The 16,817-nt window shown below is 71.4% G+C and carries 13 protein-coding genes; 2 read left to right on the forward strand and 11 right to left on the reverse strand.

Features of this window, described 5'->3' with window-relative positions:
- The first annotated feature begins 52 nt into the window (after nt 1-52).
- Nucleotides 53-268 carry a helix-turn-helix transcriptional regulator gene (locus JQN84_RS16260; protein WP_231932565.1) on the forward strand — a complete coding sequence of 72 codons (216 nt, stop codon included), beginning with the start codon at nt 53-55 and terminating at the stop codon, nt 266-268.
- Between the two features lie 205 nt (nt 269-473).
- Here JQN84_RS16260 and JQN84_RS16265 read toward each other — a convergent pair whose 3' ends face one another.
- The 7 genes from JQN84_RS16265 to JQN84_RS16295 form a co-directional block, all read right to left on the reverse strand.
- On the reverse strand, nt 474-809 hold the full coding sequence (locus tag JQN84_RS16265) for a DUF6204 family protein (protein ID WP_204959211.1): 336 nt from the start codon (nt 807-809) through the stop codon (nt 474-476).
- 275 nt (nt 810-1,084) lie between these two features.
- Nucleotides 1,085-1,405, reverse strand: coding sequence for a helix-turn-helix domain-containing protein (locus JQN84_RS16270; protein WP_204959212.1), 321 nt, complete (start codon nt 1,403-1,405; stop codon nt 1,085-1,087).
- Nucleotides 1,406-1,526: 121 nt separating this feature from the next.
- A complete protein-coding gene (locus tag JQN84_RS16275) occupies nt 1,527-3,017 on the reverse strand; it encodes a type I restriction-modification system subunit M (protein ID WP_204959213.1) in 1,491 nt (496 codons plus the stop codon).
- Between the two features lie 5 nt (nt 3,018-3,022).
- Complete coding sequence (locus JQN84_RS16280) at nt 3,023-4,432, reverse strand: restriction endonuclease subunit S (protein WP_204959214.1); 1,410 nt, start codon at nt 4,430-4,432, stop codon at nt 3,023-3,025.
- Entirely contained in the window at nt 4,429-7,920 is a 3,492-nt protein-coding gene (locus JQN84_RS32290) for a DEAD/DEAH box helicase family protein (protein WP_204959215.1), read from the reverse strand. The genes JQN84_RS16280 and JQN84_RS32290 overlap by 4 nt, the downstream gene beginning before the upstream one ends.
- 136 nt (nt 7,921-8,056) lie before the next feature.
- Nucleotides 8,057-8,488 carry a hypothetical protein gene (locus JQN84_RS16290; RefSeq protein ID WP_204959216.1) on the reverse strand — a complete coding sequence of 144 codons (432 nt, stop codon included), beginning with the start codon at nt 8,486-8,488 and terminating at the stop codon, nt 8,057-8,059.
- Nucleotides 8,489-8,891: 403 nt separating this feature from the next.
- Nucleotides 8,892-9,113, reverse strand: a complete 222-nt coding sequence (locus tag JQN84_RS16295; RefSeq protein WP_204959217.1) for a winged helix-turn-helix domain-containing protein — start codon at nt 9,111-9,113, stop codon at nt 8,892-8,894.
- Nucleotides 9,114-9,500: 387 nt separating this feature from the next.
- On the opposite strand from JQN84_RS16295, the gene JQN84_RS16300 reads away from it, so the two are divergent.
- Entirely contained in the window at nt 9,501-9,860 is a 360-nt protein-coding gene (locus tag JQN84_RS16300; protein ID WP_204959218.1) for a hypothetical protein, read from the forward strand.
- 70 nt (nt 9,861-9,930) lie between these two features.
- Here the strand turns inward: JQN84_RS16300 and JQN84_RS16305 are convergent, their stop codons facing one another.
- The 4 genes from JQN84_RS16305 to JQN84_RS16320 all read right to left on the reverse strand — a co-directional run bounded on the left by JQN84_RS16305 (nt 9,931) and on the right by JQN84_RS16320 (nt 16,798).
- Nucleotides 9,931-10,608, reverse strand: a complete 678-nt coding sequence (locus JQN84_RS16305) for a hypothetical protein (protein WP_204959219.1) — start codon at nt 10,606-10,608, stop codon at nt 9,931-9,933.
- A complete protein-coding gene (locus tag JQN84_RS16310) occupies nt 10,609-13,116 on the reverse strand; it encodes an FtsK/SpoIIIE domain-containing protein (RefSeq protein WP_204959220.1) in 2,508 nt (835 codons plus the stop codon).
- Between the two features lie 938 nt (nt 13,117-14,054).
- The gene (locus JQN84_RS16315; protein WP_239485516.1) at nt 14,055-15,878 is read right to left on the reverse strand and encodes a hypothetical protein; all 1,824 of its coding nucleotides are present in this window, start codon (nt 15,876-15,878) and stop codon (nt 14,055-14,057) included.
- 107 nt (nt 15,879-15,985) lie between these two features.
- A complete protein-coding gene (locus JQN84_RS16320) occupies nt 15,986-16,798 on the reverse strand; it encodes an SGNH/GDSL hydrolase family protein (protein ID WP_204959221.1) in 813 nt (270 codons plus the stop codon).
- Nucleotides 16,799-16,817 lie beyond the last annotated feature (19 nt).

Here is a 16,817-nt window from a genome sequence, read left to right on the forward strand (position 1 = left end):
GTCAGCTGGCAATAGCCGATCGGAAAGTCAGCGAATCACTACGCTTGGCAACATGAGTCGTGACCCGGTACTGCTGATGGGTCCCTACGAGATCGCCCAGCGGATGGGTGTCTCGCGGCAGCGGTTCCAGCAGCTCACCCGGCATCCCACCTTCCCGCGCCCCTACCAGGAGCTGCGCGGCATGAAGGTGTGGCTGGCCGTGGACGTCGAAGAGTGGATCACGAAGCACCGGCCCCCGCGCCCCACCGAGGACGACACCCCGGAGTAACCGGCCGCCCTGCTGGAGCGCGTACGAGACGCGCACCTCTGCCACCCCCGGCGGTCGGCAATCTGCTCCTGGGTGGGGTCGCCGGAGCCCACACCGACAACCAGCCCAGGTTTGTGGAGACTTGTTGCGCCCAGGGCGACAACAACTCTCCACGAAGGAGACAGCAGCTCGCCGCGTGGCGACGCCGTTGAGGGCTGGCCGGCCGTTACGACCGTGCGCGGTGGCGAATCTTGATGTCGTCGAGGTCGGTGGAGACCGACGTGAGGTCCCGGTGGCCGGCACCGAGTTCCGCGACGGCGGTGGCGGCCAGCGCTTCCGCCCTACCGATCACCACCGCTTCCGCCTCCTCCCGGGTGGCCGGGACCAGGCAGCGGAAGGTGAACCCGAGCAGGGAACGCTCATAGGTCACGGTGCCCTCTTCGGTGAACTTCGCCTGGAACACATCGTGCTCGTCCGCCCTGGCGAGCAGCGCAGCACGCTGCGCGTCACCGAGCGGCGCGAACCTGCCGCGTACGATGACCTGGTAGGTCTTTTCGGCCATGGTGGGGACCTCCGGCTCCGGCTGAGCACGACGACATCGAAACGGCGGGCTGGCGGCAACCGGAAGGAAGCCGGGCAGGTCACGGCTACCACAGGCCGACCACAAGGCGCGACGGCGACCCTACCCGAAGGGCCACCGGAACACCCCGGCTTTTCCAGCAGTACGCCCCGGCGGGAATGACACCCGGCAGTAACCGGCGCACCACAGCGCACGCGCGATCGTGGCCGATACGAGCGATGTGGCGGAAGCCGGTCGGGCCTACCGAGTGGTGAGGGCTACGCGATGGCGGCAATGTTCCCGTCGTCGAAGTAGATCGCCTGATGGAGGCGTCCGCCGAGTGCAGCGGCATAGCGGGCGAGGACGTCCTGTCCGGAGATCTTGCCCTGCTCGATCTGGGACACGCGCCCCTTGGTGACACCCATGCGGTCGGCGACCTGCTGTTGCGTCAGGCTGCGGGCACGACGTACCTCGGCGAGGCGGTGCCCGACCACCTCGGCGAGCAATTCCCGCTTGCCGGCCTCGACAACTTCTTCGCCCCCGGCCCGTTCCACATGCTCGGCGCGAATGTCGTTCCATCGCACGTAGTTGCTGCTCACGGCCGGTTACCTCTCTCAAGGCTGTCGATCAGGTCGCGCACCTCATCGACGAGGTAGATGTCCCACTCTGCCACCACCAGCGCAGTATAGCGGATGGTATACACAAGCAGGTCAGCCTCGCTCAGTCGGCGTCGGCCCGGGAGCCGGTCGCGCCGAGGGCTTCGGCGATGGCGGCGAACTCGCGTAGGGCTGCCTGGAGGTCCTCGACGATCTCCTGGGCGATCACCTCGGGTGGCAGCAGCGCGTCGGCGTCCTCCAGGGAGGCGTCCTTGAGCCAGGTGATGTCCAGGTTCACCTTGTCGCGCGCGATCAACTCGTCGTACGGGAAGGGGCGGAAACGTTCGGTCTCCACCCGCTCGGCGCGGTCCTTGCCGGGCAGATAGCAGTCGACGAAGTCCTGGAGGTGTTCCCGGCGCAGCGGGTTCTGCTTGAGCGTGAAGTGCTGGTTGGTGCGGAAGTCGTACACCCAGAGGTTTTGGGTCCAGGGTTCCTCGCGGGCACGCTTGCGCTCGAAGAACAGCACGTTGGCCTTGACGCCACCGGCGTAGAAGATGCCGGTGGGCAGGCGCAGCATGGTGTGCAGGTCGTACTGCTTGAGCAACCGGCGGCGGATGGTCTCCCCCGCGCCGCCCTCGAACAGCACGTTGTCGGGCAGGACGACGGCCGCCCGGCCGTCGATCTCCAGCAGCGCGGCGATGTGCTGAACGAAGTTGAGCTGCTTGTTGGCGGTGGTGGCCCAGAAGTCGGCGCGTTCGATCTCGCGTTCCTCGCGGGAGGAACGGCCGTCCTCCCCCACCATCCGGATCGACGAGCTGCGCCCGAACGGCGGGTTGGCGAGCACCAGGCTGACCCGCTGGTCAGGCTCCCGGCCGAGGGCGTCACGCACGGCGATCAGTGACGGGCCGTTGGGGGTGCCGATGCCGTGCAGCAGCATGTTCATCGCGGCCAGCCGGGCGGTGCCGTCGACCAGCTCGGTGCCGGTGATCGCGCCGCCCGCGAGCCGTCGCCGCTGGTCGGGGGTGAGGGTACTGCCGTGGTGACGCTGGATGTGGTCATAGGCGGCGAGCAGGAAACCGCCGGTGCCGCAGGCCGGGTCGGTGATCGTGTCGTCGGGGGTGGGCAGCATGCAGTCGACCATCGCGACGGTCAACGCACGCGGGGTGAAGTACTGCCCCGCGCCGGATTTCGCGTCCTCCGCGCCCTTGGCCAGCAGCTCCTCGTAGGCGTCGCCCTTGACGTCGACCCCGGTGCCCGACCACTCCTGCTTGTCGATCAGGTCGACGATCAGCCGCTTGAGCTTCGCCGGGTCCTGGATCTTGTTCTGTGCCTTGCGGAAGATCGTGCCGAGGGTGCCGCCCTCCCGGGCCAGCCCGGTGAGGATGTGCCGGTACTGCACCTCCAGGTCGTCACCCTCGGCGTCCAGCAGGGTCTGCCAGCTCAGCTCGTCGGGCACGATCTGCTCCGGCCGGAACGTCCGCTTGGCCCGCTCGTCGGCCATCTTGAGGAACAGCAGGTAGGTCAACTGTTCGACATAGTCGATGGTCGACACGCCGTCGTCGCGCAGCACGTCGCAGTAGTTCCAGAGCTTCTGCACCAGACGGCGCGAATCCACAGTGCTCACAGTGGCAAGGTCTCCTGCTGGTAGTCGTCGCCGGTCACCCTGGTCGGCGGTGCCGCCAACTCTTTCGGGGTACGCCGGGCGCGCGTCCGCTGCTTCGGGATGGTGGCCGAACGCTCTGCCCTGATCCGGGCAAGCAGCTCGGCGGCCGGCTCGTCGTTCGGGTCCTGCGGCACGAGTCGCCCCGCAAATGCCTCCGCCAACAGCGACGCCCGTAGCGCGTCTGACTTCCTGGCAGCGTGCTCAACCTCCGCGATCAGGCGTTCCACCCCCGCCAAGCGGTCGGCGGTGCGCGCCACAATCTCCCGCTGCTCGGTGAGCGGGGGTATGGGGAACTCCACCGCCTTGAATCTCGTAGCCGAGAGATGGGCGATGTTGGTGGTGATCCTCACTTCGCGCGAGAAGCGCCCGGCGTGCATATGGCGTCGGAAGACCAACAGCGCCCACTCCGGATCGACGTCGGGGCCAACCCGGAACCGCAACAGGCTGTTGGTGAAGGCGACGTCCTCAGGAACGCCGCGATACAGCGCTGGACGACCAAGCAACTCGGGGCTCTGACCTTCGTTGAGGAGGACGTCACCCGGCACGAGCTTGAACTTCTCAAAGACAGCCGGCGGGAAGTCCATCTCCATCACGTCGGTGGTGTCGATGCGGTCCTCGAACACATTTGCGACGCGTAGATAGGGCCGCATGTGGTCCCCGGTGTGCCAGTCCGGATGCCGTTGCCGACCGAGGTCGACCCGCCCTGCCTCCGCAACGGTCACGGTCCGCCAGCCAGTCTCGTCACCGAACGGCACAGAGTCGACCAGCACTCGCTTCTTCAGAGCGCGCAGGCGCAACGACTGCTTGACGAGCAGGTCGGCCGCCTTATCGAGCCGAGAGAGGTGAACTCCGAGATCATCAACGATACGGCGCTGCTCGGCACGGGGTGGGACCGGCAGCTCCAACGAAAGGAGCGCTTGTTGGGAGATGTTCCGCATCGAGTCCTGCTGACCACTGGCGCGGGTGGAGATCTGACGCCTGATCGACGGCGAGGAAAGAACCCGAAGCAGCCAGGCCGAATCGATCTCGGGAGACGGAATCAACCGTAGACTCTTGTCGCTGAGCAGCAACCGGGGACGGCAGTTTCGGACCAGGACCGGAGCGCCCACATACTGTTCCGTGTTCGCGCGGCTCACGAGGATGTCCCCCGGCCGAACCTCATACCTCGGATCGAACTCCCGACCTTCGGGAACCGCTTTGTTCTCCTGCTCCCGGAACTCACCCCAGGTCATCGCGCTGACCTTGAGCACGCCCCACTCACCATGACGGGCGGGACGCGGGTGACACGTGAACGATTTCCCGGCTTCGATGCGCGTCACCAGGTCGCCGAGCGTGCACCATTCCCAACCCGGTGGCAGGTCGGTCACGCGGACAGCTCCTGGTTGAGTTCGGTGAGGAGGGGTTCGGCGCGGTTGCCGAAGGCGCCCGCGTACCCGTCGATGCCGCCGCGTTCGGTGAAGGGTGCCCCTTCCAGGTCGTCGGGGGTGATCTCCACGCTGACCGCTATCACGTCCTTGATCCTCTCCAGCCACCACACCTGATCGGCAGTGAAGGTAGCGCCCGCCTGTTGTTGCCGCAGCAGCCACCCACGGAAGCGTTCCTCTGTGGTCGTACGAAATGGACGAAGTTCCTGGTCGTGGCCCAGTTCGTAGCGGATGAGGGCGACCAGGTCGGTCACCCCGCGCGGCCCGGACTGCTCGACGGTCCGGCCGAGCTGCACGTACGCCTGCCACAGCGAATCCGGGGTCCACGCCTGCGGGGGCCTGGCGATCCGGGCCGCCAGCTCCTTGAGCTGGTCGTAGCTGATCCGGCCCTTGCCCTCGTAGAACACCTGCAACGCGGTGATCTCGTCGCGGTGCTGTTCGAGGTAGTCGTGCCAGCTCCGCACGGTCACCTGGGCGCGTTCGGCGGCGGGCACCCCGGCCGCCGACAGCAGGGTGTCGGCGTTGACCTCGTCGATGGTGACGTCGTGGGTGTGGCGGATCTCCAGGATGCGGGCGCGCAGCTGCGGGTTCGCGGCCAGCGGGCGCAGCGCACCGGCCAGCAGGTCACGGACGGCGTCCGGCCCGGCCAGGGTCGCCGGGTTGAGCTGTTCGGGGGCGACCGCGTCGACCAGGCCCCTGACGATGCCGGTGAGCGGCTGCCCGGCCAGGTCGGCCAGCTCGGCGCGCTCGTCGTCGGTGAGCTGCCGGTCGAGGCGGGACAGCCGGGACGCGAGGGTGGCCACCTCGTTGGCGTCGGCGGTCAACGCGCCGGCCTTGCGTAGCAGGTCACGCAGCGAGATCTGCTGCTCGCTGTGCCGTTGCAGCGGCACCGCCTCGTCCAGGTCGGCCTCGGTCACCCCCACCGCGTCGACGATGACGAACCGGTCCTTCACCCTCGCGTCAGGCGTGACGGACTGGAAGTCGGCCGGGTCGATGGTGCGCGCCCCACGCCCCTTCATCTGCTCGAAGTAGGTGGCGCTGCGCACCGGCCTGAGGAAGAACACACACTCCAGCGGCCGTACGTCGGTGCCGGTGGCGATCATGTCGACGGTGACCGCGACCCGCATCTCCGGGCTGTTGCGGAACGCCTGGATGAGGGTGTCGGGGTTGTCGCCGTCCCGCCGGGAGGAATAGGTGATCTTCCTGGCGAACTGGTTGCCGCGCCCGAACACCTCCCGGACCATGGTGACGATCTCCTCGGCGTGGTTGTCGTCACGCGCGAAGATCAGCGTCTTGGGCACCGTGGAACGGCCGGGGAAGATCTCGGTGAACAGCCGGTCGCGGAAGGTCTCCAGCACCAGCCGCAACTGCCCCTTCGAGATCACCGACCGGCCGACCTGGCGGCCCGCGTACGTGAAGTCGTCCTCCAACTCCTGGTAACGCTCGGCCCGGGTCCGCCGGTCGCGCAGCGGCACGACGGTGCCGGCCTCGATCTTCTGCCCGCCCTCGGTGATCTCGGTCCTGATCCGGTAGACGTCGAAGTTGACGTTCACCCCGTCGGCGACCGCCTGCTCGTAGGTGTACTCCGACACCAGGTTCTGCCGGAAGAAGCCGAGGGTCTGCTTCACCGGGGTCGCGGTCAGCCCCACCACGAAGGCGTCGAAGTACTCGATCACCGCCCGCCACTTGCCGTAGATCGAGCGGTGGCACTCGTCCACCACGATCAGGTCGAACGTCTCCGGCGGCAGCTGCGGCTGGTACGCCACCTCGACCGGGGAGTCCAGGTCGTAGCTGTCGTACGCCTGGTCGTCCAGGTCGACGTCGGGCAGCTCGTCGCCGCGCAACGCCCCGTACAGGCGCTGGATCGTGGAGATCACCACGGTCGACGAGTCGAGCAGGCCGCCGCCGGAGAGCCGGTCCACCGTGTACAACTCGGTGAACTTCCGCCCGTCGTCGGGGGCCTGGTAGCCGGCGTACTCCCGCAGGGTCTGCTTGCCGAGGTTGTTCCGGTCGACCAGGAACAGGATGCGGCGGGCGCGGGCGTACTTGAGCAGCCGGTAGCTGGCGGTGACCGCCGTGAACGTCTTGCCCGCCCCGGTGGCCATCTGGATCAACGCCCGGGGCCGGGCGTCGGCCAGCGAGCGTTCCAGGCCCTCGACCGCGTCGATCTGCGCCGGGCGCAGGCCCAGCCGGTCCAGCGCCGGCATCCGGCGCAGCCGGGCGCGCAGCGTCGGCGCGGCCGGCTCGTCGTCGGCCTCCCGCATCCACCGGGCGAGCGTCTCCGGCCGATGGAACGCGAACACCTCCCGGGTACGCGGAAACGGGTCGAGCTGGTTGACGAACGCGGTTTCGGTGCCGGTGGCGACGTACCCGAACGGCAGCGCCGCCTCCCGCCGCCAGGCGCTGAGCCGCTGCTCGGCGGTCAACCCGTTGAGATAGCGGTCGAGCTGCGCCTCCACCCCGCGCGGGGCGGTGCCCTCCCGCTTGGCCTCGATCACCCCGACGAGGCGCTGGTTGACGTAGAGCAGGTAGTCGGCCCGGCCCGTCGCCAGGGTCACCTCGCGCACCGCGACGCCGACGCCCGCGTACAGGTTGAGTTGGTCCTGGTCCTGGACCTGCCAACCGGCGGCGGTGAGCTGGCGGTCGATCTCGACCCGGGTCTGCACCTCGTTCAACGGCTCGTGCGAGGCCCGGCGGGCGCGGGCGATGAACTCCTCCCGCTTGGCCGCCGACACCTTCACCGGCTTGGCGCTGTCAAATGCCTGCTGCGCCGCCTCGGCGGCCGGTTCCAGGCTGGCGAGCAGCGCGGCGGCCTGCGGCCGTCGGGCGTCGGCGTCGCGTACCGCCTGCTCGGCGGCGACCGTGGCCGCCGCCTGGGCGAGGGCCAGTGACGGCTGACCGTCCAGCAGCAACTTCGTCTCGGCAAGCTCCTGCTTGTAGCGCTCGATCTCGGCCTGGAGGCCGCTCACCAGAGCGGCCGACACCTGCCGTTGCGGCGGGGTGGGTGGCACGAACCCGATCGGCGCCCGGTCGTCGGTCACCGCCCGGTGGAACCAGAGCCCCAACTCGAAGCAGGTACGCAGCAGTTCGAGGGCTTCCCGCACCTCACCCAGGTGATCGTGGACGGCCTGGTTGCCGGTGTCCCGCAGCCGGTCGAACGCGGCGTAGACCTTGGCGGTGAGTGCGCCGTTGGCATACAGCACCTCCACCTGGTGGAAGAAGCTCTTGCCGTGCGGTGTGGCGTCGGTACGGCGGACAAGTTCCCGGGCGAGCACGTCGCCGAACGCGCGAGCCTTGAACATCGCCGACTGGGCATCGACGTAGACGAGCAGCTCGGCCCCTGCGCCGTACCAGACCAGCAGGGGATGGTTCTTCAAGAACCCGAAGTTGGCAGACTGCTCCGCCAACCGGCGTACCTGTCGAGGATCCACGACTCTCCACGTCCATAAGCGACGGTGAACACGTCAGGATATGAACGGGCGTACATCTTCGGTATCCCGCAAGCTATCGGAAACCCGACAGCGCTCGGGAAGCGTCCGGGAGCGCCGGGGTGCCGCCGGCCCAGGGTCAGCCGTGGGGCAGCTCCGTGATGGAGCTGGCGACCTCGATCGCGGTTTCCCCGTCGAACCGCTCGACGTCCACCAGCACGTCAACCGCAAGGCCCGGCCGGACCAGCCAGAACGCCTCGCCCCCGCCGGCCAGCCCGACGCCCTCGGCGCGACCGAACTCGGCAAGCGGCCACTCGGCGGAATCCCGCTCGTGGTAGCCGGCCAGGAACTCGCGCACCTGCACCAGCGAGGTCAGCCGATCGCCGCGCAGCACGTGCACCCGCAGGTCCACCCGGTGGCCGTCGTCGACAGCCCGTTCCCAGACCCGGGTGGCGAAGGTGACGTCGTCCCACTCGGAGGCGAAGTCCGACACCAGGTCGCCCGCATCCTCCGGCACCCACCCGATGTGGAAGCCGTCCAGATCGCCACCGTCACGCCCCTGCACCGTCATCGCCCACCGCCTCGATCGTGTCCAACTGGTCGACCGCCAGCGCCGGGGCTGGCGGTGGTACTGACTTTGCGATGAATCGGCACCACGGAGCCGGCGGGTCACATCGTCGACACGCGTTACCCACACGGCCGTCCGGTAGGTCGACGATCACACGTACACACGGGTCCGGCCGCCGCCGGGTCGACCACACCGGTCATGAGCGCCCGCTCAGTTTCCCAGCGCGCGTACCGCGCTCACACACACTTCCCCAGGTCTGTCGACACACCACAGTCACCCCGCCGCATCGACGATGACCACCGAGAGCCTACGAGGTGAACACCGACCGCAGCTACCCCCGACGGAACCACATCCCGAACGGCAGGGTCACCGCCACCGACGGCCCGTCGACGGGAAGCCGCCTCGGTCACTCCCGCTCGGCGACAAACACCCCGAGCCCGTGGACACCCTGCACCCATCCCTGCGTCTGTAGGACGAGGATGGCTTGCCGAACGACTGTCGTCGAGACGCCGTGCTCGGTCTTGAGCTGAATGGTGGAGGGTAGCTGATCCCCCGGCGCGAGCTCTCCCGATTCGATCTGACCACGAATGCGGTCCGCCAGTTGTTGCCACTTGGGTTTGACGGGCATGTGTGTACTCCCAGGTCTGCCCCGCCATTCGATCACGTGTCACTACCCGTGACAAGTAACGTGTTGTCGTGCTTGCCATGTGTGACTAGATGTGTAAAGCTCCCCTCGACCTACTCCCCAGGTCTGCAAACCCGGAGTTGGTCTGTTCCTCACCCGCACAGAGCGCCCGGTCGGGTCATCCCCCCGGCCCGACCGGGCGCGCGGTCACCCACCAGCACCCACCCACACACCCTGGGCCGCAACCCGCCCGCACCACGCCCTTAACTCAGGCGAATTCAAGATCAGATTGCAGTTTTGTAGACGACACGCCGAGGCGAGTACGCGAAATCGCAATCCGATCACGGCCGCCCCACCCTCACCAACGGAACTCGACCAGGAGCTGCCCCGATGGACGACCAACCCGACCCGCACCACCCCGAGCGACACCCCACCCGACCACAGCACGACAACCGCCATCCCCACGACGACAAGCACCATCGGGACAACCAGCACCGGCACGACACCAAGCACCCCCACGACAACCGGCGCCCGTACCACGAGCGCCGCTCGGACGAGGACAGTCCGCCGGAGTCCGGCGGGGACCTCGGCCTGCTCGTGTCCGACCAGGACGTCGAGGACGCCGACGACATCCTCTTCGCCCATCCCCCGCACGTGGTGACCCGCAAGGTGTGCGGTTGCGGCGATGACTACCCGTGCGAGCAGGTGCGGTACGCCCGATTGATCAAGGCTGCCCGGGGGCCTCGCTGATCGTCACCGAGCCACGCCGCTGACCCGCCGGGCAGACCGCCGCAGGCAGGCCAGCGAAGCCGGAGCCCACTCAACGCACCAGGCGGAACAGCAGCAGGGTCACGCAGTACGCCAACGGCACCAGCAGGGCGCAGATCACGAAGCCGAGCGGGGCGTACCGGGGCGGGTCGGTGTCGGCGAGCGCCGGCCGCCCCCACCGCCCGAGGATCAGCCAGCCGGCGACGAAGGAGATCAGCGGCAGCCCGGCGCAGGTCAGCGCGCCCAGGGTCACGCCGTCGACCACGCCGATGCCGTTGGCGACCAGCAGCACCAGCATGGCCAGCACCCCCACGGCGGCGCAGCCGACGTAGACGGCGACCGCGCGGGCCGTCGGCGACCAGGTGGGCAGCAGAGCGGGCCGCTGAGCCAGCGCCTCGGCCTGCTGCCCCAGCCGGTCGACCTCGTCGACCAGCCGGGCCGCCTCGGCCAGCACCACCGCCGGATCACCGTCCACCCCGGACCCGACAGCCGCACCGGCCCCGGCCTCCACCCCGGACCCGGGAGCGGGGTCGGTCGCCGGGGACACGCCAGCGGCGGCACCGAGCTGGCCGAGCCGTTGTTCCTGGGCGGCCAGCCGCTGACCGAGCCGGGTCACCCCGGTGTGCAGGTCACGGCGGCGTTCCGCCTCGGCGGCGGCACCCCGCTCACCCTCCCGGATCCGGGCGGAGAGCTGCCGGACCGCCGCCGCGTACTGGTCGTAGCCGGTCACTCAGCGCTCCTCTTCGGGGCGGTACCCGGGGCGGACGAACGGCACGATCAGCGCGGTGCGGTGCGCGTGCCTGTCGACGAGCAGCGCCCGGTCCGGGCGCGGGTTCCAGGCCAGGTCGGTCACCCCGAGGTAGAGCCCGAGATCGTCGGCGGGCACGTTCAGCGCCACCAGGCAGGCCACGTCGTCGCGGTTCTGGCTGCCGCCGAGGTCGTCGGCGAGCCGGGGCAGGCCCCGCCACCAGCCGAGCAGGTGCACCCCGTGCCCCGGCCCCGCCCGCAACAGCGCCCGCAGGTCGTCGTGGCCGGTGCGGTACGTGTCCGGGTCGGCGGCGGCGAGCACCGCGTGGGCCGCGTCCACCCCGAAGACCACCAGGTAGGTCCGGCCGCGTTCCCCGGGGCCGGCGGCCAGCCCGGCGACGCGGGCGCGCAGCCCGGCCGCGTCGACCTGGGTCACCGGGTGCCCGGCGGCCTTCAGACCGGCGGCGGTGTCGTCGGCCAGCTCGTCGGCCGGGGCCACCAGCGCGGCCAGCACGAACTCGGCCTCCCCGGGACGGTGCTGCCCGGCCAGGCTCAGCGCGGCGGCCCGCAGCACGTGCGCGCCGGTGACCGAGGTGCCCACCACGGCCAGGTGCCGACCCGGGGAGGCGTCCAGGTCGAACCGGGCGGTGCTGCCGGCCACGTCGACCGTCCGGCCCACCAGCACCGCCGGGCGACGGCCGGCCGGGACGGGCGGCGTCGGCTCGTCCTCCAGGTGGGCGGTGGCGTAACCCCGGAAGACCTCGGGCGGGCCGACGTCGTCGGGGCGCGCGTCCCACAGCTCGTACCGCAGCCGGGCGAGCTGGCGGGCGTCGGCGTGCGCATCGGGGAACCGCAGCAGCGTGTCCGCGCCGGCCGCCCCGGCGGCGGTGTTGACCAGCGCCGTGCCGATCCGGGTCGGGCCGGCGACGGTCGCCCGGGGGCCGAGCACCGCCTCACCGCCGGGCAGCGCCACCCGCAACGCGAACTGCCCGAACAGCGACTCGGCCCGGCCGTACAGCGCCTCCACGCCGCTGGTGCTCTGGCTGGCCAGCACCAGGTGCACACCGTACGAGCGGCCCTTGCGGGCCAGCTCCTCCAGCAGGTCGACGGCTTCCCGGGCCAGCCTGTCGTTGCCGGCGAACAGCACGTGGAACTCGTCGATCACGGCCACCGTGCGGGGCACCGGTTCGGTGTCCGGCAGGTCGGCGAGCTTGGTCACCCCGTGCCGCTTGAACAGCCCGGCCCGCCGGCCCAACTCCCGGCGCAGTTCGCGGAGCACGGCCAGGCCGTACTCCCGGTCGGACTCGACGCCGACGGCCCGCGCGTGCGGCAGGAACGACGGGTCCCGGTCGGTGGGGACGAACTCGGTGAAGCTCACCCCCTCCTTGAAGTCGAGCAGCCACAGGTGCAGCTGCGCCGGGGAGTAGCGGGCCGCCAGGCCGTACAGCACGTCGAGCAGGAAGACCGTCTTGCCCGCGCCGGTGCGGCCACCGACCAGCCAGTGCGGCGTCGCGTCGTCGAAGGCCAGACTGACCGGGGTACGCCCACTGCGGCCGACCACCGTCGACAGGCCGCCCCGGGCGGAGCCGGTCCAGCGGTGCTCGGGCAGCAGGTCGGCCAGGTGCAGGGCGGTGTCCCGGCGTAACTGCTCGCCCAGCCGGTCGGCGAGCGCCTGGACGGCGGCAGCGGGCGGGTCACCGTCGAGCAGCACCGGCACCGGCAGCCCGGTGCGGTCGGCGCTGAACGGGTACCCCGGCGGATCGCCGACCCGGGCGTACCGTTCGTCGAGCCGTACCTCGGTGGTGCCGCCCAGCACGGGTGGAGCCTGGCCGGGCGCGGTCACCGCGCGCCCGGCGAACAGCACGCACACCCCGGCGGTCGGCCCGGCGTGGGTGAGCGCGGCGAGCCGGGCCAACTCACGCGGGCCGGGCGCGGACGCGGCCACCACCAGCAGCAGCTCGGCCTCCCCCGCGCGGGCGTGCGCCTCGGCGGCGTCCAGCAACGCACCGATCTCGGCCTCGGTGGTGGCGACCGTGCCGAGCACCCCGGCGTCGCGCAGCGGACGCAACGGGATGAACGTGGCCCCCCAGGCGGCCGGGTCGATGCCGACCACCCGCACGCTGCCCGGGGCGGCCGTGGTCAACAACCGCAGCACCAGCACCCGCAGCAGCACCGCCACCCGGGGATCACGGGCGTCGCCGTCGACCGCCAGGTGCCGGCCGGCGCCCAACGGCAGCAGCAGCGGAAACCGGCCGTCCGCCGTGGACGCCTCACCGATGCGCACCGCCGCCGGCCCGTCGCCGGTGCCGCCGGGCGGCGGGACGGCCAGCGCGTCGGCCAGCCGGGCCAGCCGGGCGACCAGGTCGGCGGTACGCTCCGGGACGGGCTGCCCGGCCAGCCGTTCCAGCAGGGCACGGGCCGCCGTCCACCGCTGCCGGGCCTGCCGGTGCGCGGCGACCGCCTGCCCGTACGCCGATGCGAGCCTGCCCACCCACTGCTCCCCACCCACGTGCGGACGAATCGAGGGAACCCTAGCGCCCCGGCGGGTCCGCACGCACGACCCGCCCACGGGTCAGACGGGTCGGCAGCCCGGGTCCGGTCCGCTGTCGGCCGCGCCACAGTGGAACACCTCGACCGGTTCGGCGGCCACCTCCGGCACCCGCTCCACCCGCAGCAACGCCAGCCGCTTGGCGACCGGCTCGCCCGAGTCGGGGGCGTACCGGACCACCCCGGCGACCCCCGGGTAGCCGGCGGCGGCGTTCTGCCGCAACACCTCGGCGTGCACGCCGACCGGGTTGACCGAGCGGGGCTCCCAGCGCCGGCCGGTGTCGGCGTGGCGCAGCCGGGCGGCGAGGCTCTCCACCGCCCGCACCATCATCATCGCCGCGTCGTAGGCGAGGCTGACCCGCTCGCCGACGGGTGCGCCGGCACCGTCGCGGCAGCGCGGCGGGTCCAGCAGGTCGTCGGCGCCGACCCAGGTCAGGAAGCTGTCCCGGGCGTCGTCCCGGGCGGCCTGCGCGGCCCGTAGCGCGGCACAGGTGGCCAGCGCCGCCTTCGACACGTACGTCACCGGCAGGTTGCCCGGGGCGCTGGCCCGCAGCACCGGGTTGGCCATGTAGCGGTTGACCGAGTCGTCGGCGACGAGGTGCCGGGGCGGATCGTTGCCGCACTCCTTCAACGCCCGCAGGAACTCGTCGAACTCCGACCAGCGTCCGGCGAACACCAGCACCCCCCGGTAGCCGCACTCGGCGGTCAACCGACGCCCGGTGTCCCACTCGTCGAGCCGGGTGAGCCGGCTGCCGAACCGCTGGCGCAGCCCGTCGACCAGGGTGCCGACGTAGAGGTCCTCGGTGAGCGAGCTCTCCTCGCCGGTGGTGTAGTAGGCGTGCGCCTCGGTCACCCGCAGCACCTGCCGGGCGTACGTCTCGATCATCGCGGCCTGCGCCGAGTTCGGCGCGGAGATCTGCAGGTAGAGGCTGGAGTTCTGGTCCATCCGGTCGGCCGACAGGGTGGGGGCGAGCACCGGCAGGCCGACCCGGTTGAGTTCCCGCAACGCCACGGCGGTGCTGGTGCGGCTCTCCACCAGCCCGACCACCCCGAGCACTGTCGGGTCGTCGTGGGCCAGCCGTTCCAGCATGGCCACCGCCGGCCCGGCGTGGCGCATCTGCCGGCCCCCGTTGGCGACCACCACGTGCAGCAGGGCCGCGCCGTCGGCTGCCGCGGACTCCTTGAGCAGGGCGTACTGGGCGGTCGCAGGCCCTCCAGCTCCTCGCGTTCGGAGACGTAGGACTCCTCGTCGGCCCGGGTCCGGTTGCCGGTGAGGGTGCCCAGGTAGACCAGGGTGAGATAGGGCCGACGATGGTCGCTACGCCGCCACACCTCCTCGGCGGCCCGGTTCTGCGCGAAGATCCGCTGCTGCACCGCGCGCAGCCGCTCCTGGCCGGGTTCGCTGTTGAACACCTGGGCGGCGGTGTCGCTGTAGCCGACGCACTCCCCGGCGAGCACCTGCACCCGTACCTGGCCGATCGGCGTCGGATGGCAGTCCAGCGTCCACCTGCTGTCCGCCCACACGACCGTCCCGGCCAGCACGACCACCGCCACCGCCGCCGGCAGGAACCGCCGTGCCCACCACGGCGGGTCGGGGGCGACCAGCGCGGGCGGAACGACCCCCGGGGGCGGGGTGGCGTCCTCGTCGTCGGGGCGCAGCGCCACCAGCCAGGCGGCGGCCCGCCGCAGCCGCCGGGTCTCGGGCAGCGCCTCGGCCCACTCGTCGTAGGCGTCGTCCGCCTCGCGCAGCGGTCGGGTGCCCGGCAGTTCCGGCGGCGGCACGGCGGCCAGCGCCACCACCAGCAGCGGATCGTTGCGGCCCGTCTCGTTACGCACGTCGGTGAGCAGCCGGACCAGGGTGTGCCCGACGCCGTCGACGTCCACCCCGTCGAGCAGCAGCACCGGGTACGCGGTGCGCCGCCAGTCCCCGGGCCGCCACGCCCGTCGCCGGTACGCCTGCCGCAGGTCCTCCAGGAAGGCGTGCAGCAGCAGCTTGTCCACCTGGGCGGGTTGTTCGCCGTCGCGCCAGCCGGCGGTGAGCCGTTCGGCGAACCCGAGGAAGGTCACCGACTGGCGGGGGGCAAGATACTGCTGCCGCATGAACCACCGGTACTGGCCGCCGACGACCGGCACCCGGCCGGAGACGGCGATCCGGAACACCACGCTGGGCACCGCCCGGCGCAGCAGCCAGAGCAGCACCTGAAGCGCCGTGCCGACCCCCGACTCCCCGCCGACCTGCGGCTCCTCGACGGGACGCCGGCCCCGCCAGTCGCGCAGCCGACGGACCAGGGTGGCCCGGCCGCTGTCGGCGGCGTCGACGCCCACGTCGAGGGTCTGCTGCATCAACCAGTCGGCCAGCGGGTAGTGGCGGAACCGCAACCGGGCCGCCCCGAACGCCTCCAGCGACAGCTGCCGATGCAGTTCCCGCAGCACCCCCGGGACGTCGGCGACGTCGGGACGGGCGGCCAGGTCGAGCACGGCGTGCGGGACCCGGCGACCCGCGCCCCGCCCGACGAAACGGCGCAGCAGGGCACCCGGGTCACCGCCGGTGGCGGCCCGGACCAGCCAGAGCACCGGCAACCGGCGGTCGCCCCGACGCGGCCGGCGCAGCAGCCGGGTGAGCAGGGCGAGCAGCTCGGTGCCGCCGATCGGGGGGCCGTCCACAGCGGGCGACCGGGGCTGCGGCGGGGGCACCGGTTCGCGCATACGGGCACCTCCGCCGCCGACAGGAACCAGGAAAGAGTTCCCATTGTCGACGACGGAGGCAACCGAGGGTGTCCGGTGGGATGCCGCCGGTGACCCGGCCGGCCCGGTCAGCCCAGCGCGGCGGTGAGCGTCGGCAGGTAGCCGTACCGGTAGCCGTCGGCGTTCGGGTGGTACGCCTCGATGACGCCGCTGACGTCACGGATCCACGGGGCGGCGGCGCAGACGCCGTGCCCGGCGAAGAACGGGCGGGCGTCGGCGAAGGTGGCGCCGGCCGCGCCGGCCCGGGCGGCGGTGACCGTGGCGAGCACGTCGGCGGCCTCGTTGAGGATGGTCCGCTTGTAGCTGCTCATCGCCAGCGCGCCGCAGGAGCCGGTCTCGAACAGCCGGGGGTAGCCGAGCACCACCAGCCGGGCGTTCGGGGCCCGGTCGCGGATCGCGGCGTAGGTGGCGTCGAGCCGGCCGGGCAGCGTCGAGGTGGCGAAGCTCTTGGCTTTGTCGACCGCCGCGGTGCAGGTCGCCGTGGTGCCGAACCGGCAGCTGGTGATGACGTCGGCGAAACCGGCGTCGTTGCCGCCGATGGTGATGGTGACCAGGCTGGTGGTGGCGCTCAACGAGCCGACCTGCTTGGTGATCACGTCGGCGGTTACCGCGCCGCCGCAGGCGGGGAAGGCGAAGCTGGTCACCGCGTTGGCGGCGGCCCACAGCGGGGCGTACGACTTCTGACTGCGCAGGCAGGTGGAAAAGTCGTACGGCCCGGCGCCGACACCGGAGGAGTACGAGTCGCCCAGCGCGACGTAGTGGACGGTGGCGGCCTGGGCGGCGGTCGGGACGAGCAGGACGCCGGTGACGGTGGCGAGGACGGCGGCCAGGGCGGTGACGGCCCGGGCCAGAGCGCGGCGGGGTAGGGCGCGGTGGAGCATGACGATCCTCCAGGGGCAG

The organism is Micromonospora humidisoli (assembly GCF_016900955.1).
Taxonomy (GTDB): Bacteria; Actinomycetota; Actinomycetes; order Mycobacteriales; family Micromonosporaceae; genus Micromonospora; species Micromonospora wenchangensis.